The 19,422-nt window shown below is 68.7% G+C and carries 21 protein-coding genes and 1 tRNA gene; 6 read left to right on the top strand and 16 right to left on the bottom strand.

Going from position 1 to position 19,422, the window contains the following annotated elements; all coding sequences use genetic code 11:
• Positions 1 to 169 precede the first annotated feature (169 nt).
• Entirely contained in the window at positions 170 to 586 is a 417-nt protein-coding gene (locus C0481_RS06485; protein ID WP_293401864.1) for an Hsp20 family protein, read from the top strand.
• A gap of 45 nt (positions 587 to 631) precedes the next feature.
• Entirely contained in the window at positions 632 to 886 is a 255-nt protein-coding gene (locus tag C0481_RS06480; protein WP_183772404.1) for a DUF1150 family protein, read from the top strand.
• A 50-nt stretch (positions 887 to 936) separates the two neighbouring features.
• Here the strand turns inward: C0481_RS06480 and ptsN are convergent, their stop codons facing one another.
• The 3 genes from ptsN to C0481_RS06465 form a co-directional block, all read right to left on the bottom strand.
• On the bottom strand, positions 937 to 1,401 hold the full coding sequence (gene ptsN / locus C0481_RS06475) for a PTS IIA-like nitrogen regulatory protein PtsN (RefSeq protein ID WP_293401860.1): 465 nt from the start codon (positions 1,399 to 1,401) through the stop codon (positions 937 to 939).
• A 70-nt stretch (positions 1,402 to 1,471) separates the two neighbouring features.
• On the bottom strand, positions 1,472 to 2,110 hold the full coding sequence (gene raiA, locus C0481_RS06470; protein WP_293401858.1) for a ribosome-associated translation inhibitor RaiA: 639 nt from the start codon (positions 2,108 to 2,110) through the stop codon (positions 1,472 to 1,474).
• Positions 2,111 to 2,141: 31 nt separating this feature from the next.
• Positions 2,142 to 2,756 (bottom strand): exopolysaccharide biosynthesis protein, encoded by a 615-nt coding sequence (locus C0481_RS06465; protein ID WP_293401856.1) that lies wholly within the window; start codon positions 2,754 to 2,756, stop codon positions 2,142 to 2,144.
• A 294-nt stretch (positions 2,757 to 3,050) separates the two neighbouring features.
• Here C0481_RS06465 and C0481_RS06460 point away from each other — a divergent pair, with 294 nt between their 5' ends.
• Positions 3,051 to 4,094 carry an aspartate-semialdehyde dehydrogenase gene (locus tag C0481_RS06460; RefSeq protein ID WP_293401854.1) on the top strand — a complete coding sequence of 348 codons (1,044 nt, stop codon included), beginning with the start codon at positions 3,051 to 3,053 and terminating at the stop codon, positions 4,092 to 4,094.
• Positions 4,095 to 4,410: 316 nt separating this feature from the next.
• Here the strand turns inward: C0481_RS06460 and C0481_RS06455 are convergent, their stop codons facing one another.
• The 4 genes from C0481_RS06455 to C0481_RS06440 all read right to left on the bottom strand — a co-directional run bounded on the left by C0481_RS06455 (position 4,411) and on the right by C0481_RS06440 (position 8,273).
• Positions 4,411 to 5,214, bottom strand: a complete 804-nt coding sequence (locus C0481_RS06455; RefSeq protein ID WP_293401852.1) for a MetQ/NlpA family ABC transporter substrate-binding protein — start codon at positions 5,212 to 5,214, stop codon at positions 4,411 to 4,413.
• Positions 5,215 to 5,231: 17 nt separating this feature from the next.
• Positions 5,232 to 5,888, bottom strand: coding sequence for a methionine ABC transporter permease (locus C0481_RS06450; protein WP_293401850.1), 657 nt, complete (start codon positions 5,886 to 5,888; stop codon positions 5,232 to 5,234).
• Between the two features lie 3 nt (positions 5,889 to 5,891).
• Entirely contained in the window at positions 5,892 to 6,863 is a 972-nt protein-coding gene (locus C0481_RS06445; RefSeq protein WP_293401848.1) for a methionine ABC transporter ATP-binding protein, read from the bottom strand.
• Positions 6,864 to 6,947: 84 nt separating this feature from the next.
• The gene (locus C0481_RS06440; protein WP_293401846.1) at positions 6,948 to 8,273 is read right to left on the bottom strand and encodes an oxygenase MpaB family protein; all 1,326 of its coding nucleotides are present in this window, start codon (positions 8,271 to 8,273) and stop codon (positions 6,948 to 6,950) included.
• 111 nt (positions 8,274 to 8,384) lie between these two features.
• Between C0481_RS06440 and C0481_RS06435 the strand changes: the two genes are divergently transcribed.
• Entirely contained in the window at positions 8,385 to 8,981 is a 597-nt protein-coding gene (locus C0481_RS06435) for a TetR/AcrR family transcriptional regulator (RefSeq protein WP_293401844.1), read from the top strand.
• 147 nt (positions 8,982 to 9,128) lie between these two features.
• Here the strand turns inward: C0481_RS06435 and rpoN are convergent, their stop codons facing one another.
• Positions 9,129 to 10,622, bottom strand: coding sequence for an RNA polymerase factor sigma-54 (gene rpoN / locus C0481_RS06430; protein WP_293401842.1), 1,494 nt, complete (start codon positions 10,620 to 10,622; stop codon positions 9,129 to 9,131).
• A gap of 82 nt (positions 10,623 to 10,704) precedes the next feature.
• Positions 10,705 to 11,448 carry a glutathione S-transferase family protein gene (locus C0481_RS06425; RefSeq protein WP_293401840.1) on the bottom strand — a complete coding sequence of 248 codons (744 nt, stop codon included), beginning with the start codon at positions 11,446 to 11,448 and terminating at the stop codon, positions 10,705 to 10,707.
• A 102-nt stretch (positions 11,449 to 11,550) separates the two neighbouring features.
• On the opposite strand from C0481_RS06425, the gene C0481_RS06420 reads away from it, so the two are divergent.
• The gene (locus C0481_RS06420) at positions 11,551 to 12,297 is read left to right on the top strand and encodes a YafY family protein (protein ID WP_293401838.1); all 747 of its coding nucleotides are present in this window, start codon (positions 11,551 to 11,553) and stop codon (positions 12,295 to 12,297) included.
• Here C0481_RS06420 and C0481_RS06415 read toward each other — a convergent pair whose 3' ends face one another.
• The 6 genes from C0481_RS06415 to C0481_RS06390 form a co-directional block, all read right to left on the bottom strand.
• Entirely contained in the window at positions 12,298 to 14,340 is a 2,043-nt protein-coding gene (locus C0481_RS06415; protein ID WP_293401836.1) for a S9 family peptidase, read from the bottom strand.
• A gap of 91 nt (positions 14,341 to 14,431) precedes the next feature.
• A complete protein-coding gene (gene lptB, locus C0481_RS06410; protein WP_293401922.1) occupies positions 14,432 to 15,172 on the bottom strand; it encodes an LPS export ABC transporter ATP-binding protein in 741 nt (246 codons plus the stop codon).
• A 29-nt stretch (positions 15,173 to 15,201) separates the two neighbouring features.
• Positions 15,202 to 15,726 carry an LptA/OstA family protein gene (locus C0481_RS06405; RefSeq protein WP_293401834.1) on the bottom strand — a complete coding sequence of 175 codons (525 nt, stop codon included), beginning with the start codon at positions 15,724 to 15,726 and terminating at the stop codon, positions 15,202 to 15,204.
• Between the two features lie 93 nt (positions 15,727 to 15,819).
• Entirely contained in the window at positions 15,820 to 16,437 is a 618-nt protein-coding gene (gene lptC / locus C0481_RS06400; protein WP_293401832.1) for an LPS export ABC transporter periplasmic protein LptC, read from the bottom strand.
• A 7-nt stretch (positions 16,438 to 16,444) separates the two neighbouring features.
• Positions 16,445 to 17,062: a ribonuclease D gene (locus C0481_RS06395; protein WP_293401830.1), complete on the bottom strand. Its 618-nt coding sequence runs from the start codon at positions 17,060 to 17,062 to the stop codon at positions 16,445 to 16,447.
• A gap of 161 nt (positions 17,063 to 17,223) precedes the next feature.
• A tRNA-Leu gene (locus C0481_RS06390) sits at positions 17,224 to 17,310 on the bottom strand.
• Between the two features lie 158 nt (positions 17,311 to 17,468).
• On the opposite strand from C0481_RS06390, the gene C0481_RS06385 reads away from it, so the two are divergent.
• Positions 17,469 to 18,437 (top strand): complex I NDUFA9 subunit family protein, encoded by a 969-nt coding sequence (locus C0481_RS06385; RefSeq protein ID WP_293401828.1) that lies wholly within the window; start codon positions 17,469 to 17,471, stop codon positions 18,435 to 18,437.
• Between the two features lie 169 nt (positions 18,438 to 18,606).
• On the opposite strand, the gene C0481_RS06380 is transcribed toward C0481_RS06385, so the two are convergent.
• Positions 18,607 to 19,413: an undecaprenyl-diphosphate phosphatase gene (locus C0481_RS06380; RefSeq protein WP_293401826.1), complete on the bottom strand. Its 807-nt coding sequence runs from the start codon at positions 19,411 to 19,413 to the stop codon at positions 18,607 to 18,609.
• Between the last annotated feature and the right edge of the window lie 9 nt (positions 19,414 to 19,422).

Raw genomic sequence — 19,422 nt, 5'->3', positions numbered from 1 at the left:
CCCTTCCGCCCCGGTTAGCGTAGTTTCGCGCGGCGCCGCTTCACAAGCCCGCCCGACCGGCTGCACCGTTGAAATCGCGTGGCCTAATCGCCACATGAAATCCAACCGGATCGCCGTGCCGAGCTTTGGGCGGAGGTTCCGGGGAGTCGCTTAAACTGAGGACTCTGGAATGAACCGGTCGCTTGTCTTCGACAGCCCCTTTCTGCTGGGTTTCGATCATACCCGCAGCCTGATCGAGCGCGCGGCCAAGGCCGCCGCCGAAAGCTATCCGCCGTACAACGTGGAAGACCGCGGCGACGGCGCCCTGCGGATCACCCTGGCTGTCGCCGGCTTTACCCCCGACCAGCTGCAAGTGACGGTCGAGGACGATCGCCAACTCGTCGTCGCCGGCAAGCGCGAGGGCGGCTCGGAGGAGGCCTATCTGCACCGCGGCATCGCGGCGCGCGGCTTCATCCGCACCTTCGTCCTGGCCGACGGCATGAAGGTCGACGGGGCGGTCCTGGCCCATGGCCTGCTGCACATCGACCTGATCCGCCCAGAGCCGGAGCGCCTGGTTCAGCGGATCCCGATCAAGACGGCCGGCTGAACCGGCGGCCGTTCGAAGCGTTGAGTTTTACGGAGGTGGTCAATGATGACGCCCAATCTTACGACTGAAGCTTTCGCCGCCCTCGGGGCCCCGGACCTGGTCTATGTCCGTCCGATCAAGGCCGCCGAGATCATGGCGAGCACGCCCGCTGCACAGATCCAGGGGTTTCAGCTCGATCCCGATCAGATTTTGTATGCGGTCCACCGCGCCGACGGCGAACGCCTAGCGGTGCTGACTGACAAGGACTCGGCCGTCGCCGCGGCGCTGGCCCACGAACTGGCGCCGGTCTCGGTGCACTAAGCGATAGCAACATGCGCTGGTCGGGCCCGAGGCCCCGGCCAGCCGCCCCATCAGGCCGCTGCAGACGGCCGTTCCTGAACCAACAGCGCGTGAATAGCGTCGGGCGTCCTGGCCTGGCGCAGGTGCTCGCGCAGGTCGCCCTGACGCAACATCCGCGACACCCGGGCCAAGGCCCGCAGGTGTTCCGAACTGGCGTTCGGCGGGGCGAACAGCGCGAAGATCAGGTCGACCGGCTGCTCGTCCACCGACTCGAACTCGACTGGCTGGTCCAGGCGCACGAACAGGCCGCGCATCTGGGTCAGCCCCTCGAGCCGCGCATGCGGTACGGCCACGCCGTGGCCGACGCCGGTCGAACCGGCGTTCTCGCGCTCGATCAGCGCGTCCAGCACGCTGCCGGCGTCCAGCCCGAATTGCCGGGCGGCGATCTCCGCCACCACGGCCAGGGCCTGACGCTTGCTCGGCGCGCTCGCACGCGCCGCGATCGCCGCGCGGTCCAGGATGTCGCCTATTTGCATAATCTCGTGACGCCCAAACTCGAACAAAGCCCGACCGACGTCCGGCTCCGGGACGGCGGGATTCCAGCGCCTAGACGCTGGCTCCGTTTACGCCGTTCCCATCGAGCGACTTCGTACGTTCGGGATCGATCCAGCCGATATTCCCATCCGGCCGGCGGTACACCACGGACAAGCCTCCGTGAGCGGCGTTCCTAAACACGATTGTTTGAGATTCCGTCAAGTCCAACTCCATGACCGCCATAGAAACGGTCATCTCGCGGACGGGCTTTTCGGTTTCTGCAATCACCATCGCCGAAGGCGGCGCGTGCGCGGACTGCGACGTTTCGCCGTCGTCCCAGTCGACGTCCTCCTCGCCCTCCGGCGCGCGGATGACGAAGTAGGACGCGGTTTCCGCCTGCTTGGCGTTGGCCGCGGCCGAATGACTCTTCAGCCTTCGCTTGTAGCGACGGATGCGAGTCTCGATCTTGGCGAGCGCGGCATCGAACGCACCGTGCGCGTCGCTCCCCAGACCATGGGACTGCAACGCCTGGCCTGAGGCCAGCTTCACCGCGCAGTCGACTCGGAAGGAATGGCCCTCACGGCTGACTACGACGTCGGCGTCTCCGCCACGTTCGAAGTACTTCCCGATGGAACCGGTGATTTCGTCGGTGACCCGCTCGCGCAGGGCCTCCCCAACGGCGACATGCTTGCCAGAGACTAAGACTTGCATGAGCTAACAACGCGCCCGTGCGGCTTGGGTGTCAAGCACCCCCGAGCCAGTTCACGAGAAGGCGAACACCGGCGACCACCGCGTCGGCCGCGACGTACAAAAGAAAGGCGCTGAACCCCGCCAGCACATAGCCGGCGACCGCAAAAAAGCCATCCCGCTGGAACAGCGAGAACCCGAACACGCCGATGGTCAGGCCCGGCAGCAGGTTGCCCAGCGGGATCGGAAGGATCAGCACGAAGGCCAGCAGCGTGCAGATCGTCCCGATCAGCCGCTGCCCCCAGACGCTGAACAGCAACCCGATCCGCGGGCGGGAGACCTTCTCGAACCGCTCGACCCAGGGCAGCAGCGGCCCGAACACCTTGTTGAGATCGGCCCCGCTGATCCGGCGCCCGTCGACCGAGCGCGGCAGCCAGGGCGCATCGACGCCCAACGCCACCTGCGGCGCCAGCAGCAGCAGCGGCGCGCCGAGGATCGTCGAGGAGCCCGGCGGCAGCGGCAGAAGGTTTGGCAGCGCGAAGATGAACAGCAGCGCGCCGAACGCCCGCGTCCCGAAGCGATCGACGATCTCGCCGATGCTGACGCTCTCGCGCTCGGTGAACTCACGAACGATGGCGGAGATGGAAGTGTGGTCCGGTTCGTCGTCCATGCCTCGCCGCAGCGGCCCCTTCAGACTTCCTGGCGCGACCACAACGCCCGAGCCTCGTTTTGGATTTGGCCTACATTTCACCATTTACAAGCAGGCTGTCTTTGCCATATCGGAGCGCCATGCGTCGTTCGACCATTAAAAGCGCGATTAAAACCACCATGCCCGCGGGGCTTGGGGGTTCGCGCGTGCTCGCCGCGTAAGACCCCAAGGACCCCGCCGGCAGGCTGGGGTCGCATTCTCGAAAAGCGAAAGACCTCGGCCTACCGGAACTCACCCACCGGAGACGATAGAGTCATGCTTTCCACCGAAGTCGCCCGCTCCGCCGGCCAACGCCTGTTCAACGTCGCCATCGTCGGGGCCACCGGCGCCGTCGGCGTCGAACTGATGGAGTGTCTCGAGCGCCGCAATTTCCCGGTCCGCGCGCTGAAGCTGCTGGCCTCGCCGCGCTCGGCCGGCCGCACCTACACCTTCCAGGGCCGCCAGGTGGCCGTCGAGGCGTTGACCGCCGACTCCTTCACCGGCGTCGACATCGCCCTGTTCTCGGCCGGCGCCTCGATCAGCCGCGAGTTCGCGCCGATCGCCGCGGCCAAGGGCTGCGTCGTGGTCGACAACTCCTCGGCCTTCCGCATGCAAGCCGAGATCCCGCTGGTGGTTCCCGAAGTGAACGGCGGCCTGCTGGGCGAGCAGCCGCGGATCATCGCCAATCCCAACTGCGTCGCTGCGATCGCGGTGATGGCGCTGGCGCCGCTGCACGCCAACAACCCCATCCAGCGGGTGATCGGCGCGACCTACCAGTCGGCCTCGGGCGCCGGCGCCGCGGCCATGGCCGAACTCGAACAGTCCACCGCCGCCTACCTGGCCGGCGAAGCCTTCGAGCCCAAGGTGCTGCCGCACCCCTACGCCTTCAACCTGTTCAGCCATAACGCCGGCGTCGACGCCGAGACCGGCTACAACGGCGAAGAGCTGAAGGCGATGGAGGAGATCCGCAAGATCATGTCCACGCCGGACCTGCGCCTGTCCTTCACCTGTGTGCGGGTGCCGGTGCTGCGCGCCCACTCGATGTCGCTGACCGTCGAGTTCGAGAACCCGGTCACCCCCGCCCAGGCCGAAGAGTGGCTGGCCGCCGCGCCGGGCGTGAAGCTGGTCAACGACGCGCTGCGCAACCACTTCCCGATGCCGAACGAGGCTTCGGGCGCCGACGACGTCCTGGTCGGCCGCATCCGCGCCGACCTCTCCGACCCCACCGGCCGCACGCTCAGCCTGTTCGTGGTCGGCGATCAGCTGCTGAAGGGCGCGGCCCTCAACGCCGTCCAGATCGCGGAGGTCGTGGCGCGGTAACGGAGCCTCCCCATTGGGGAGGTGGCGGGCGAAGCGCTCTGACGGCCCGCCCGCCCAGACCGCTCCCCCGCCCCCTTGGGGGAGAGGGTCGAGGGACCTTTCAGCTCTGGACCTGCCACGCCCAGGCGGCGCGCACGCCAGGAAGCCCTCCGCCCGCCGCGCCACAGACCGCTCCCTCGCCCCTTGGGGGAGAGGGTTGGGGTGAGGGGGTCTACGGCCGCCGCCGCAATGCGCCGCTCCGCGCCGCCACCCCCTCACCTAACCTCTCCCCTCAAGCGGGGCGAGGAACTTCTAGGTGCGGCCCCCAGGTTGGTCGTCAGAACGCCGGCTGCACCGCGCCGGCGTACTTTTGGGCGATGAACGCCTTCACCTCGGGGCTGGTCAGCGCCTTGGCCAGCTTCTGCACCCTCGGGTCGTCCTTGTTGTCGGGCCGGGCGACCAGCAGGTTCACATAGGGGCTGTTCCCGTCCTCCAGGATCAGCGCGTCCTTGGCCGGGTTCAGACCCGCGTCGAGCACGTAGTTGGTGTTGATCACCGCCAGGTCCAGTTCGCCCAGCACCCGCGGCAGAGTCGCGGCCTCCAGCTCCTTGAACTTCAGGCCCTTGGGGTTGGCGACGATGTCGTTCAGCGTCGACAGCGGGTTGGCCGGGTCCTTCAGGGTGATCAGCCCGCCCTTCTGCAGCAGCAGCAGCGCCCGCCCGCCGTTGCTCGGCTCGTTGGGGATCGCCACGCTGGCGCCCTGCGGCAGCTCGGCCAGGCTCTTGAACTTCTTCGAATAGGCCCCGATCGGCTCGATATGCACGCCGACCACCTTCACCAGGTTGGTGCCGCGGGCCTTGTTGAACTCGTCGAGATAGGGCGCGGTCTGGAAGTAGTTCACGTCCAGCTGCTTCTGCGCCACCTGCAGGTTCGGCTGCACGTAGTCGTTGAACACCTTCACATCCAGCTTCACGCCCTCCTTGGCCAAGATGGGGCGCACGACCTCCAGGATCTCGGCGTGCGGCACCGGGGTGGCGGCGATGACCAGGGTGTCGGCGGCGGCCGTGGCGGCCGGCTTCTGGCCGCAGGCGGCCAGCGCCAGGACGGCGGCGGCCAGGATCAGGGTGCGCTTGTTCAGCATGGACTTCCTTTCGCCGCTCAGCGGCGGCTGAGCTTGATGACCAGGCGGTCGCCCGCCCATTGCAGCCCCTGAACCAGGGCCAGCAGCAGCAGCACCGTCACGACCATGACGTCGGTCTGGAACCGCTGGTAGCCGAAACGGATCGCCAGGTCGCCCAGGCCGCCGGCCCCGACCACGCCGGCCATGGCCGTGTAGGAGACCAACGCGATCGCCGTCACCGTCGCGCCGGCCACGATGCCGGGCAGCGCCTCGGGCAGCAGCGCCCCGAACACGATCTGGCGCGGGCTGGCGCCCATCGCCTGGGCCGCCTCGATCACGCCCTTGTCGACCTCGCGCAGCGCGGTCTCGACCAGCCGCGCATAGAACGGCGCCGCCCCCACCACCAGCGGCGGGATGGCTCCGGCCACGCCCAGCGAGGTGCCGACCAGCAGCATGGTCAGCGGAATCATCACGATCAGCAGGATCACGAACGGCACCGAGCGCAGCACGTTGACGCCGAACGACAGCGCCGCGTGGGCCGGCCCATTCTCCAGCAGCTTGCCCTTGCCAGTCAGGAACAGGATCACGCCCAGCGGCAGGCCCAGCAGCACCGAGAAGCCCAGCGACCCGGCCAGCATGACCAGGGTGTCGAGGCTGGCCTGGCCGATGTCGGCCCAGTTGATGTTGGCGAACATGACTTACGCCTCCTCGACCCGAACGCCGGCGGCGCTCAGCCGCTCGCGCGCCGCGACCACGTCGCCGCCGACTAGGCTGACCAGCAGCTGGCCATAGGGCTCGTCGCGGATCCGGTCGATGCGGCCGGCCAGGATCGAGTAGTCGACCCCGGTGTCGCGGGCGATGCGGCCCAGGATCGGCTCATAGGTCGCCTGCCCACGAAAGGTCAGCCGCAGCGCGCCGGGCGTCGCCGCCGCGCCCAGGCCGGCCGCGTCGGCCACCAGCGCCCGGGTCACGGCATGCTGCGGATGCAGGAACACCTCCGCCACGTCGCCGCTCTCCACCACCGATCCGGCGTCGAGCACGGCGACGCGATGGCAGACTCGGCGGATCACCTCCATCTCGTGAGTGATCAGCACGATGGTCAGGCCCAGCTCGCGGTTCAGTTCGCTGAGCAGGTCGAGGATCTGCTCGGTGGTCTGCGGATCGAGCGCGCTGGTCGCCTCGTCGCAGAGCAGGATCTTGGGGCCATTGGCCAGGGCCCGGGCGATGCCGACCCGCTGCTTCTGGCCGCCCGACAGCTGGGCCGGGTACTTGTGCGCCTGATCGCCCAGGCCGACCCGTTCCAGCAGCTGCTCGACCTTCGGGCCGATCTGCGCCTTCGCCACGCCCGCCACCTTCAGCGGATAGGCGACGTTCTGGGCGACAGTCTTCGACGACAGCAGGTTGAAGTGTTGGAAGATCATCCCGACCCGGCGGCGCAGAGCGCGCAGGCCCGCGGCGTCCAACGCCCCGACGTCCTCGCCGTCGGTGAGCACCTTGCCCGCGCTCGGCCGCTCCAGTCCGTTGATCAGCCGGATCAGGGTCGACTTGCCGGCGCCTGACTGGCCGATGACGCCGAACACCTCGCCAGCCTGGACCTGCAAGGTGACGTCATGGAGCGCAGGCGCGGTCGCGCGCGCGAAGGTCTTGCCGACGGATTGAAAGCTGATCACGCGGGCATCCCTAGCCGGACGCCCACGAGGCTCAAGACAGAATTTCTCGCAAAGCCTGCAGAGCTGGGCGCGTTCTTGCCGAAATCAGGCCGCCGCGCGCACGCCTTGGGCGGGGCGATAGGCCTCGGCGTTGGACGTGAACTCCGCATGGCCATAGCGGCGCAGCAGCGCGCGGATCTTGCGCACCAGCGCCGCATCGGCCGCCCCGCGCAGGCCCGGGATCCGCGCCGCCCAGCGATAGGCCGCCATCCGCAGCCCGACCGCCACCGCCACCAGCGCGAACACCGCCCGGTCCAGCCCGCTGACCGGCACGCCCATGCGGTCCGCCGCCGCCCGGTCGCCCTTCAGGAACTGGCGCAGGAAGAACGCCTTGGCGAAGCTCTTCTCGATCACGTTGTGCAGCCGCGCCGCCGGCGAGCGGCTGGCCGGCAGATAGGCCGACAGCGTCGCGCGGATCAGCTCGCCGCAGGTCTCGTCGTCGAACCCTTGGCGCAGCGTGCTGCCGCGTGCGGTCATGATCCGCACGATCCCCTCAGGCGTGGTCGCCAGCAGCTCTTCGGGCAGCCCCAACAGGAAACAGCGATAGCGGGCCAGCTCGACCTGCGCGCGCTCGGCCGCGGTGAACGTCCGCCGCCCCTGGCCCATCAGCTTGAAGGCCATCAGGAAGATCGGGATCAGCCCGGCCGGCATCTGGTCGACCTGCGGGATCGGCACGCCGTAGACGGCGCTGTCCCAGCGGCCCGAGCGCAAGGCGTTGAACCGCACCATCGAGTGCATCAGCCGCACCATGGCCGCGGCCTTGAACCCCTCGCCGTGGCGCTCCAGCGCGCCGGGCAGCACCGTGGTCGCAAAGAAGGTCGCGGTCTCGTTGACCCGCCGCGCGGCGGTGTCGTTGCTGAGCGTCCCGGTCAGGGCCATCGGCAGGGCCGAGTACTTGTTGAGGAAGGTGGCGATGAACGCCCCACGGATCGCGAACGGCGCCAGGTTGGCGGTGGCGTTGCGGTCCAGCCGCGCGCCCTCGTCGACCAGCGCCATGTCCACCCAGTCAGGCGTCGCCTCCATCGCCGCGATGAACGCCGCCAGCTCCGGCGGGGCGTTCTCCACCGCCTCCACCCCGTGGTCGCAGGCCTGGACCAGCATGGCGATCAGTCCGCGAAATCCGTGCTTGGGGATCAGCGCCGCATAGGCGTCGGCCACCACGTCGCCCAGCATGGTGTAGGCGCGGACCAGCTCGATCTCCTCGTCGGTGACCTGCAGCCCCAGCGGCGCGCGGTCGCGCACCCCTGCGAAGGCCGGATCGTCGGTGAACCGCTCCGGCTGGCGGTCGAAATCCACGCTCGCATACATCTGCGGCAGCAGGGCCTTCTGGGCGGCGATCCGCTGGCGGGCGCGCTCGACGGCGGGGCTCATGGACGTCTCCAGGCGTTGAGGTCTTGGACTGCCACGAACGTTATGTAAGCATTCCTCACATTCCTACTCGCGTTCACGCGGCCCTGCGCCGCCGCTTCACGGTGCCGGCAAATGCCTGAAAGAAAACGCAGAACGCCGCGCCAGGCGCGCGCCGAGTCGACGATCAAGGTGATCCTGGACGCCACCCTTCAACTTCTCGAAGCCGAGGGGGCCGAGCGGCTGACCACCAACCACATCGCCGCCCGCGCCGGGGTCAGCATCGGCACCGTCTACCAGTACTTCCGCGATAAGGACGACATACTCGCCGCCCTCGCCGAACAGCGCGCCAGCGCCGTGCGCGACGACATCGCCGACCTGGTGATCAGCCCGCCGGGCACGAACGCCGTGCGCGCCATCGTCCAGGCCCTGACCCGCAGCTTCGACGACGCCCCGCGCGGCCGCGCCGCCCTGCTTGACGCGATGTATCGGCGGCGCGGCGGCGACGGCGGGCTGGCCCAGCATCACCAGGCGTTCCTGGCCGCCATCGAGGGCAAGGCTCAGTTCGCGATGGAGCTGACGCCGGAGCGCGCCTTCGTGCTCACCCACGCGCCGATCAGCCTGCTGCGCGCGGCCGCGGCCGAGCCTGACCTGGCGCTTGATCCCGCTGCGCTCGAGGACGAGCTGGTCCGCCTGCTGGAAGCCTATCTCGGGGCGCTGCCGGCGAACTAGAGGTGTCATCCCGGTTTGCGCAGCAAGACCGGGACCCATTGACGCCGTATGGGCGGAAGGAGGGCGCGGCGCTGAGGCGTGCGAGATCTGGTGTTCATGGGTCCCGGTCTTCGGCTGCGCCGAAACCGGGATGACAGCGGCGGCCGGCTAGACCGCTTCCTTCAGCACCCGCCGGCGCTCGACCGACGAAGGAATGCGCATCGCCTCGCGGTACTTGGCGACGGTCCGGCGAGCGATGTCGACGCCGGTCTCCTTGAGGATCTCGACGATCCGGTCGTCCGAATGCACGTCGCGCTCGCCGCGCTCGGTGTCGATCAGCTGCTTGATCTTGTGGCGCACGCTCTCGGCCGAGTGCGCTTCCCCGCCCGAGGTCGAGGCGATCGAGGAGGTGAAGAAGAACTTCAGCTCGAACATGCCGCGCGGCGTGGCGATGTACTTGTTCGAGGTCACCCGGCTGACAGTGGATTCGTGCATGCCGATGGCGTCGGCCACGGTCTTCAGGTTCAGCGGCCGCAGGTGCTCGACCCCGAAGGCCAGGAAGCCGTCCTGCTGGCGCACGATTTCGCTAGCCACCTTCAGGATGGTCTTGGCCCGCTGGTCCAGGCTCTTCACCAGCCAGTTGGCGCTGGCCATGCAGTCGGAAACGAAGACCTTTTCCTGGTCGGTCCGCGCGCCGCCGGCGACGCGGGCGTGATAGCGCTGGTCGATCAGCAGCCGCGGCAGGGTGTCGGTGTTCAGCTCCACGTGCCACAGGCCGCCCAGGCCTTCGCGCACGAATACGTCCGGCGCCACCGGCTGGCTCGGCTCACCGCCGAACGCCGCGCCGGGCCGCGGGGTCAGGCCGCGCAGCTCGGCGACCATGTCGCGCATGTCCTCGTCGTCGACGCCGCAGACCTTGCGCAAGGCGGCCATGTCACGGCGGGCGAGCAATTCCAGATTGTCGAGCAGCGCCACCATCGCCGGATCGCAGCGGTCGCGTTCCTTGAGCTGCAGCATCAGGCACTCGCGCACGTCGCGGGCGAAGACGCCGGTCGGCTCGAAACCCTGCAGGGTGGTCAGCACGCCCTCGACCGCGGCCAGTTCGCAGCCCAGCCGCTCGGCGGTTTCGATCAGGTCGACGCGCAGGTAGCCGCCCTCGTCGACCCCGTCGATCAGGATGGCGGCGATGGCGTTCTGCGTCGGCGTCAGTCCGGCCACCGCCAGCTGGTCGTGCAGGTGTTCGCTCAGCGTCTTTTCGCGGGTCAGCCGGCCTTCGAAGTCGTCGGTGTCCTCGAAGCCGCCGCCCTTGCCGGCCTTCGACCAGTCGACCGCGCCGCCCGCGTGCTGGGCTTCCTGCGCGTCGCCGGTGGCGTGCTCGCCGGGCGAGGCCTGGTCGTGCGAGGTGTCCATGTCGGCCGCAGCGGCGTGGTCGCTGATCTGGTCGGCCGAGTGATCGTCGGCCTCGCTGCGCGGCTGCTCCTCGCGGTCGGGCTCTGATTCGCGCTCGTCGCGCTGCAGCAGCGGGTTGCGCTCCAGCTCGCCCTCGACGAAGGCTTCGAGCTCAAGGTTCGAGAGCTGCAGCAGCTTGATCGCCTGCTGCAGCTGGGGCGTGATGACCAGCCCCTGCCCTTGCCTCAGCTCCAAACGCGCGCCGAGCGCCAAATCCGCCTCCTGGCCTGTTTCTTGCTGGCGAGGTTAGCGCGCTCATCCCAACCGAAGTGTTAACCGCACGGCGCAGCTTCGTTTACGCGGCCATGAATTCCGACCGCTGGTTGAGCGGCGTCCAGGCGAACTCCGGATAGACCCCGGCCATCATCCGATCGACATAACCGGCCAGGTTGTCAAAGCTCATCGCCCGCTCGCGGATCGGCGCCTCGAAGAACGGAATCATCAGCCCGGCCAGCACGCCGAAGGCGACGGCGTCGACGCCGGTCGGCCGCGCGCCCATCAGGAACGGCTTGTCGCCCAGCAGCGCCGACAGCGCCGCCAGCGAACGCACGCCCAGGCCCAGGATCTCATCATCCGTATGGCGGCCGATGCCGACGGCGCGCAGGCTCTCGCCGATGCGGCCCTGGATGTCGCGGCGCATGTCGTCCTGCATCGCCGGCGGCAGGGCGCTGAAGAACTGCGCCGGGCCCTTCGCGTAGTTCTCCGGGATCAGCCAGCGGACGTTGACCAACGTCCAGCCCAGGTGATTTTCGACCATCCGCTCGATGGCCCAGGCCTGCGCCCGCTCGGCCACGCTCAGGCCCTCGTCGAAGTCGACGCCGTACTTCCGCTCCAGGTGCAGGCGGATGAAGTGGCTGTCGGCGATCAGCTCGCCGTCATCGTCCATCCACGGCAACTGGCCCTTGGGCGACATCTGCGGCGGCGCGGCTTGCTTGGCGTAGGCCAGGCCCGCCATGCGCAGATGGACCTCGGTCTTGGTCACATAGGGGCTGACTTCGGGCAGCCCGAAGTTCGCGCCGGCTCCGTAAAGCGTGATCATGGAGTCTCTCCCTGAAAGAACTCCGTTGGCTTAGAACCCGGCTGCTGCCACCATGCTGTCAGCATCGCAGGCCGATGCTCCAGCCCCATGAAGCGGATCTCCATGCGTCGCGCCGATCGCCTGTTTCAGATCATCCAGATCATGCGCCGGGCGCGCGCGCCGATCACGGCCGACGCCATCGCCGAGGAACTCGAAACCTCCAAGCGCACGGTCTATCGCGACATCGCCACCCTGATGGGCCAGCGGGTGCCGATCCGCGGCGAGGCCGGCATGGGCTACGTGCTCGATCAGGGCTTCGATCTGCCGCCGCTGATGCTCACCCCCGACGAGATCGAGGCCGCGGTGCTCGGGGCCCAATGGGTGGCCAGCCGCGGCGACCCCTCGCTGGCCCGCGCCGCCCAGGACCTGATCGCCAAGATCAGCGCCTCGGTGCCCGAACGCCTGCGCCCCTACGTGCTGGAACCCGCCGGTCGCGCCGTGCCCGGCTGGCGCACCGCCCCGCCCGACCAGCTCGATATGGCCCAGGTGCGCGCCGCCATCCGCGCCGGCCGCAAGATCACCCTGCACTACCGCGACGAACAGGACCGCGAGAGCCGCCGCACCGTTTGGCCGGTCACCGTCGGCTATCATGAGACGGTGCGGATGCTGGTCGGTTGGTGCGAACTGCGCACCGACTTCCGCAACTTCCGCACCGACCGCGTGGTCGCCGCCGAGTTCCTCGAAGACCGCTACCCCGACCGCCCCTCGCTGCTGCGCGCCCGCTGGCGCAAGGCGCTGGAGGAAGAACGTCGCCGCCACCACGAGGAGTACGAGGCCCGGCGCGACCAGCAGGCCGCGCCGACGACCTAGCTACTTGTAGCGCTCGAACCAGGCGAGGATCGCCTGCACCCGCGCCGCCGACTGCGAGGGGCGCACCGCCAGCCCGCCGTGCGAGGCCTCGGGCACCCGCACGAACGCCGTCGGCACCCCGCGCAGGCGCAGGGCCTGGTAGTACTGCTCGGACTCGCCGACCGGGGTGCGCAGGTCGCGGTCGCCGACCAGCACCAGGGTCGGGGTCTTCACGTTGCCGACCAGCGACAGCGGCGAGCGCGCCCAATAGCCCTGCGGATCCTCCCACGGCATCTTGCCGAACCAGTAGTCGGCCATGAAGTTGGCCCCGTCGACGGTCAGCACCTGGCTGGTCCAGTTGATCACCGGCTTCTGGGCCGCGGCGGCCTTGAATCGGTCGGTCTTGCCGACGATCCAGGCGGTCAGCAGCCCGCCGCCCGAACCGCCGGTGACATAGAGCCGGGCCGGATCGACGAAGCCCTTGGCGATCCCGGCGTCCACCACGCTGATCAGGTCGTCGTAGTCGTGGGCGGGATAGGTCTTGTCGATCTCGTTGGCGAAGGCGGCCCCGTACGAGGTCGAACCGCGCGGGTTCGAGTAGACCACCACGTACCCGGCCGCCGCATAGAGCTGGTTGTCGGTCGAGAAATAGGGGCCATAGGCCGAGAACGGCCCGCCATGGATCTCCAGCACCAGCGGATATTTCTTCGCCGGATCGAAGTTGGGCGGGGTGACGATCCAGGCGTCGATCGGCTTGCCGTCATAGGACGAGGTCACCGCCAGCTTCTCGACCTTGCCCAAGGTCTTGCCGGCGAACAGGTCGGCGTTCAGCGCCGTCAGCCGCCGCGCCTGGCCCTTGCCCGCCACCGCGATGTCCGCCGGCCGCTCGGCCGAGCCCTGCGTGAAGGCCACCGCCCCGTCGCGGGCCACCGAGAAGTCCCCGCCGGTATAGGGTCGGTCGAGCGCCGGTCCCGCCAGGCCCTCGGCCAGCGGCTGGATCTTGCCGTCCAGCCCGACCTTGGCCAGCTTCTTGACGCCGTGATCGTCGTACGAGACCACCAGGCTGCGCCCGTCGTGCGACCACTGCGCCGCGTCGATGCTGCGGTCCAGGCCTGCGGTCAGCGAGCGCGAGCCCTGGCCGTCAGCGCCCATCACATAGAGCTGGACGTTCTCGTAGCTGCGCCGCGCGGCGTCGTCATAGCCGAGATAGGCGATCTGGCGTCCGTCCGGCGACACCTCCGGCGCGCGATCGGGGCCGACCCGATGGGTCAGCTGGGTCAGAGTTCCGTCGAGCGCCGAGACGGCAAAGATCTCGCTCTCGGCGGAATCGCGCTCCCAGTCCTTGTTGCGGTTGGTGGAGAACAGCACCTTGCGGCTGTCGCTGCTCCAGGCCAGCGGCCCAGCGGCGTCGAACTTGCCGAAAGTCAGCTGGCGCGGGGCGCCGCCGTCGGCCGAGACCACGAACACCTGCGAGAAACCGGGCTTCAGTTCGCCGTCGCCGTCGGCGCGCCAGGTCATCCGGTCCTCGACCTTCAGCGGCGGGGCCCAGGTCGCGCCCTCGGGCTTGGCCAACGGCGCGCCCAGCTTGGCCGGCTCGCCCGCGGTCAGCATCAGGATCGCCAGCGACTTGCCGTCCGGCGACCAGGTCAGGTCGCTGGGCGCCTGCTCCAGGGTGGCGACCTGGGCCGAACGCCCGCTGGCCATCCAGCGGACGTGGACCTGCGGCCCGGACGGGCCTGAGACCACATAGGCCAGGCGCTGACCGTCCGGCGACCAGCGCGGCCGGCTATTGGACCGCTCGTCGGCGATCAACGGGGTCTGGGCGCCGGTCTTGGGATCGACCAGCCAGATCGACCGCCGGGCGCGGTCGGTCATGATGTCGTTGGCGACGCGCACATAGGCGATGGCCCCACCGTCGGGGCGGAACTGCGGATCGGACGCGTATTCGAGGCCGAACAGGTCGCGCGGCGCGAACACCCGCGACGGCGCCTCGGCGACCTGGGCGAACGCGGGCGTCGCCGAAAGGGCGGCGCAGGCCGCAAGAATCAAGCTGGCGGAACGCATGAACACGAAGATCCCCGACCGCCCTATCGCGGCGGCGCCATAGAAGGAACTTGCGCGGCGAATGTCCAGACGCGGACGATCTTGCCCGCAATCAGTCCTGGCCGAAGCGCTCGCCCAGATAGACCCGGCGCACTTCCGGGTTGTCGACGATCTGGTCGGGGGTGCCTTCGAACAGCACCTCGCCGGCGTGGATGATCGAGGCGCGGTCGATGATGTCCAGGGTCTCGCGGACATTGTGGTCGGTGATCAGGATGCCGATGCCGCGGCCCTTCAGATAGGTGATCACTTCGCGGATGTCGGCGATGGCCAACGGGTCGATGCCGGCGAACGGCTCGTCGAGCAACATGAACGACGGCTCGCTGGCCAGGGCGCGGGCGATCTCGACGCGGCGGCGCTCGCCGCCCGACAGCGACACCGCCGGCGAGGTGCGCAGATGCTCGATTCGCAGTTCCTGCAGCAACTCGGTCACCGTCTGCTTGGCGCGCGTCTGGCTGCGCTCGCGCAGCTCGACCACGGCCATGACGTTCTCTTCCACGGTCATGGCCCGGAAGATCGAGGTTTCCTGCGGCAGATAGCCGACGCCCATGCGGGCGCGCTGGTACATCGGCTGGCGGGTGATGTTCTCGCCGTCCAGATAGATCGAGCCGTAGTCGGCCGGGATGAGGCCGGTGATCATGTAAAAGCAGGTGGTCTTGCCCGCGCCGTTGGGGCCGAGCAGGCCCGCGACCTCGCCGCGCGCCAGGCGCAGCGAGACGCCCTTCACCACCGCACGCTTACGGAAGGACTTGCCGATGTTGTCGACGACAAGCCCCTCGCCGGCCAGGCCCGGCAACGACTGTTCGGCCTCGGCCAAGTGAACTCCTAGCGCCGGGCGGCGGGCTGCGCCGCCTGCTGGTTCGGATAGATGACCGCGCGCGGGCGCGCCTTGCCGGGGCCCTTGGCGCCCGACTGCATCTGCGCGTCGCCGGTCGCCACATTGACCACCAGCCGGTCGCCGCGGATCACGTTCGGGCCGGACACGGCGACCACGTCGCCGGTGATGACGATGCGTTCGGCGGTGACGTCATAGTTGGCGTTGTCGCCGCGCACCCGCTGCTGCGGCGTCACGTAGTAGACGTTGCCGATCGCCTCCATGCGGTCGAGCGCGCCGCACGCGCCGCTCGCGCCGCCCGGGCGCGCGGCCTGCTGCTTGGAGAAGGTCTTGATCACGTCGGCGCGCAGCCGCGTGCGGTCCTGCAGCGCTTCGGCCGATCCGCTCCAGATCGACAGGCACTGGTTGTTCACGACCTCAAGCGCGTCGGCGGTGATGTCCACCGGCGCGTCGGAACTCTGGCTGAGCTGCGCGGCCGCCGGGCCGGCGCCCAGCGCAATGGCAAAAGCGGTCAAGGCCGCCAGCTTCGTCATTTCAAGCCCGCTCATGCTCATGAAGCCCATTTGGGAAGCCCGGTGCGAAAGTTCGAGTAGTGAAGTCCATAAGCTCTACTTCGAATCGATGCGTCCGCGCACCCCGCCCTTGAAGACCAGGCGCTCGCCCTTGTCGTACACGCCATAGGACTTCGCTGTGATTTCGCCAAGCGACGAGGCGCCGGAGATCAGCCCCTCGCCCTCGAGTTCGCCGGTGGCGGTGTTGAAGATCGAGCTGGCGGTGTCGAACGTCACGTCGCCGCCGCTCATCTTGACCCCGCCGTCCAGGTTCAGCACCCGCCGGTCCTCGCTATAGACGCCGGACTTGGCGGTCACCCGGGTCGGGTTGACCCCCTCGGCGTCGAGGATCAGCGCCGGCTTATCCAGCAGCACCCGCTGATAGTCGTTCTCGTCGCGCACCGCAGTGGCCGCGGTCAGCACGAAGGCCCGGCCCTTGTCGTCCTTGCCGACGAATCGCGGATTGACCAGCTCGATCGGGGCGTCGGCCTCGCGCGGCTTGGCGTCGCGGCCCAGGAAGGTGGTGTGGGCGATGAAGCCGAGCAATCCCGCCAAGATCGCCACGATCAGCGCCGGCAGGATGACCCGCAGCCGCCGGATCAGCCGTGAACGCCGCCGCCAGCGCTCGAAGTCGCGGCGAACGGGCAGTTGGACTGTGGCGTCGGCCAGGGTCATTCCGGCCTCAGGCGTGCGCGAAGATGTCGACCTCTTCCCAGCCCCTCACGTCCAGCAGGGCGCGATGCGGGAGGAAGTCGAAACAGGCGCGAGCCAGCCCGTCGCGGCCCTCGCGGACCAGCATGGCGTCGAGCTTGGCGCGCAGGGCGTGCAGGTGCAGCACGTCGGAGGCGGCGTAGGCGATCTGCTCGTCGCTGAGCTTGGCCGCGCCCCAGTCCGAACTTTGTTGGGCCTTGGACATGTCGACGCCCAGCAGCTCCTTGCTGACGTCCTTCAGGCCATGGCGGTCGGTGTAGGTGCGGGCCAGCTTCGAAGCGATCTTGGTGCAGTAGACCGGCGCGGTGACCACCCCCAGATGCAGGTGGAACATGGCGATGTCGAAGCGCCCGAAGTGGAAGATCTTCAGGATCTTCGGGTCGGTCAGCACCCGCTTCAGGTTCGGGGCGTCATAGGTCTTGCGGTCCAGCTGGACCAGATGGGCGTCGCCATTGCCGTCGGACAGTTGCACCACGCACAGCGGGTCGCGGCCCAGTTGCAGGCCCATGGTCTCCGAATCGATCGCCACGGCCTCGGCGTCGGCGAACAGGCCGTCGGGAAGGTCGCCGATATGCAGGTGATTGGCCAAGAACCGTCTCCGAAACTTCACGTCGCGCCACCCTATATAGCGCGCGATCTCCGCCGCACAGGCGCAGACGCGTCATGGACGTACACCTGTCGCGGCCGCGCAACGCAACCTGCAGGATCCATCATGTCTGGGAGCTGAACGAGCGCCACTCTGCATGAGAGTGGTGCCCAGGAGAGGACTCGAACCTCCACGACCTTTCGGCCACTGGCACCTGAAGCCAGCGCGTCTACCAATTCCGCCACCTGGGCCCGGTCCCTTCGGATCGGGGAGGGCGCTCTTTAGGGCGCCGCTCCGCCGCGGTCAACACGCTCTGTCGCAATATTCGAAGTCTCGTTGCAGGGCCGGGCCGGTTCGTCTATCCGGGCGGCTCGGAACCCTCTTTGTTTTTTATACGCGGACGCACGGCATGCAGGATCTGGTCACGGTCTTCGGCGGATCGGGCTTCATCGGAACCCAGATCGTTCGGGCCCTCGCCAAGCAGGGCCTGCGCATCCGCGTGGCCGTCCGCCAACCGCACCTGGCCCACACGATGCGCCTGATGGGCGACGTCGGCCAGGTCGAGGTCGTCCAGGCTAACATCCGCGACGAGGCCTCGGTGCGCCGCGCCCTGGACGGCGCTCAGGCCTGCGTCAACGCCGTCGGCATCTTCCACGACACCGGCCGCCAGAAGCTGGCGGCGGTCCATGTCGACGGCGCGCGCAACGTCGCCCGCGCCGCCCGCGAGCTCGGCGTCGAGCGCCTGGTGCTGATCTCCGGCATCGGCGCCCACACCGCCGGCGCCGCCGACTACGTCGCCTCCAAGGGCGAGGGCGAGGCCGTCACCCGCGCCGAATTCCCCGACGCCGTCATCCTGCGGCCCTCGGTGGTCTTCGGTCAGGGCGACAAGCTGCTGAACACCTTCGGCCAGATGGCCGTCTACAGCCCGGTCCTGCCGCTGATCGGGGCCGAGACCCGGTTGCAGCCGATCTACGTCGCCGACCTGGCCCGCGCCGCGGCCACCGCGGTCACCGATCCGGCCTGCGCCGGCCGCACCTACGAACTGGGCGGCCCGGGCGTCTTCACCGTGCGCCAGATCGTCGAACTGGTGGTCGCCGAGACCGGCCGTCGCCGTGGCCTGATCCCAATGCCGTTCGGGATCGCCAGCTTCCTGGCCAAGCTCAGCGCGCCGATCGGCCTGATCACCCCGCTGTCGCCGCCGATCACCGCCGGCCAGGTCGAGGTCCTCAAGACCGACAACGTCGCCGACCCCGCCCTGCCGGGCCTGGCCGATCTTGGCGTCACCTCGCCGATGACGCTGGAAGCCGTCGCCCCGACCTATCTCTACCGCTTCCGCAAGGGCGGCCAGTTTGCCGACCAGGTCGTCCCGGCGGCCTGATCGCCTAGGCGTGTCATCCCGGTTTCGGCCGCAGGCTGAAGACCGGGACCCATGAACACCTGATCTGGCAAGCTATCGCGCGGCCGCGCGCCATTCGCCCATCACGGCGCCAATGGATCCCGGTCTTGCTGCGCAAACCGGGATGACAGCGGAGCGCTGGTGCGGGGACTCAGCCCCCGTGGAAGTACAGCACGCCCAGGCCGACCAGGCCCGCGCCGATCCGCCACCAGCCATAGGGCGCCAGCCCGAAGCGGTTGATGAAGTCGAGCATGGTCTTCACCACGACCAGGCCTGAGAGGAAGCTGACCACGAAGCCGATGGCGATGAGCCCCAGGTTGTCGCCGGTCAGCACGTCCTTGTTGGACCAGAAATCCAGCACGAACGCCCCGACCATGGTCGGGATGGCCATGAAGAACGAGAACTCGGCCGCCGCGCGCCGATCGATGCCGATCATCACCCCGCCGACGATCGTCGCCCCTGAGCGCGACACGCCCGGCACCATGGCCAGGCACTGACAGAGCCCGACGCCCAGCGCTCGCTTCCAGGTCAGGTTCATCGCGTCGTCTTCCTTGGGCGTCGGGGCCCAGCGGTCGACGAGCAGCAGGATCACCCCGCCGACGATCAGCATGACGCAGATCAGGCCGATGCTCTCGAACAGCACGGTCTTGATGAAGTCGTGCGCGAAGAACGCCACGACCATCGACGGCAGCACCGAGATCAGCACGCTGGCCGCGAACCACCGCGCCTTCGGATCGCTGGGCAGACGGATGAACACCCCCCACAGCCGCTGGAAGTAAATCACCACCACCGCCAGGATCGCGCCCAGCTGGATCATGACGCTGAAGGTGTCCCAGAAGCCGCTGGGCAGGCCGAGCAGCTTCTTGGTCAGCAGCAGGTGCCCCGTCGACGAGACTGGAATGAACTCCGTCAGGCCTTCGACAAGGCCGAGGATGACGGCTGCGATCCAGTCCGACACTGGCGACTC

The organism is Phenylobacterium sp. (assembly GCF_013822795.1).
Taxonomy (GTDB): Bacteria; Pseudomonadota; Alphaproteobacteria; order Caulobacterales; family Caulobacteraceae; genus Phenylobacterium.
Note: the sequence above shows the minus strand (reverse complement) of the source record. Positions and strands in the feature narration are given on the sequence as shown.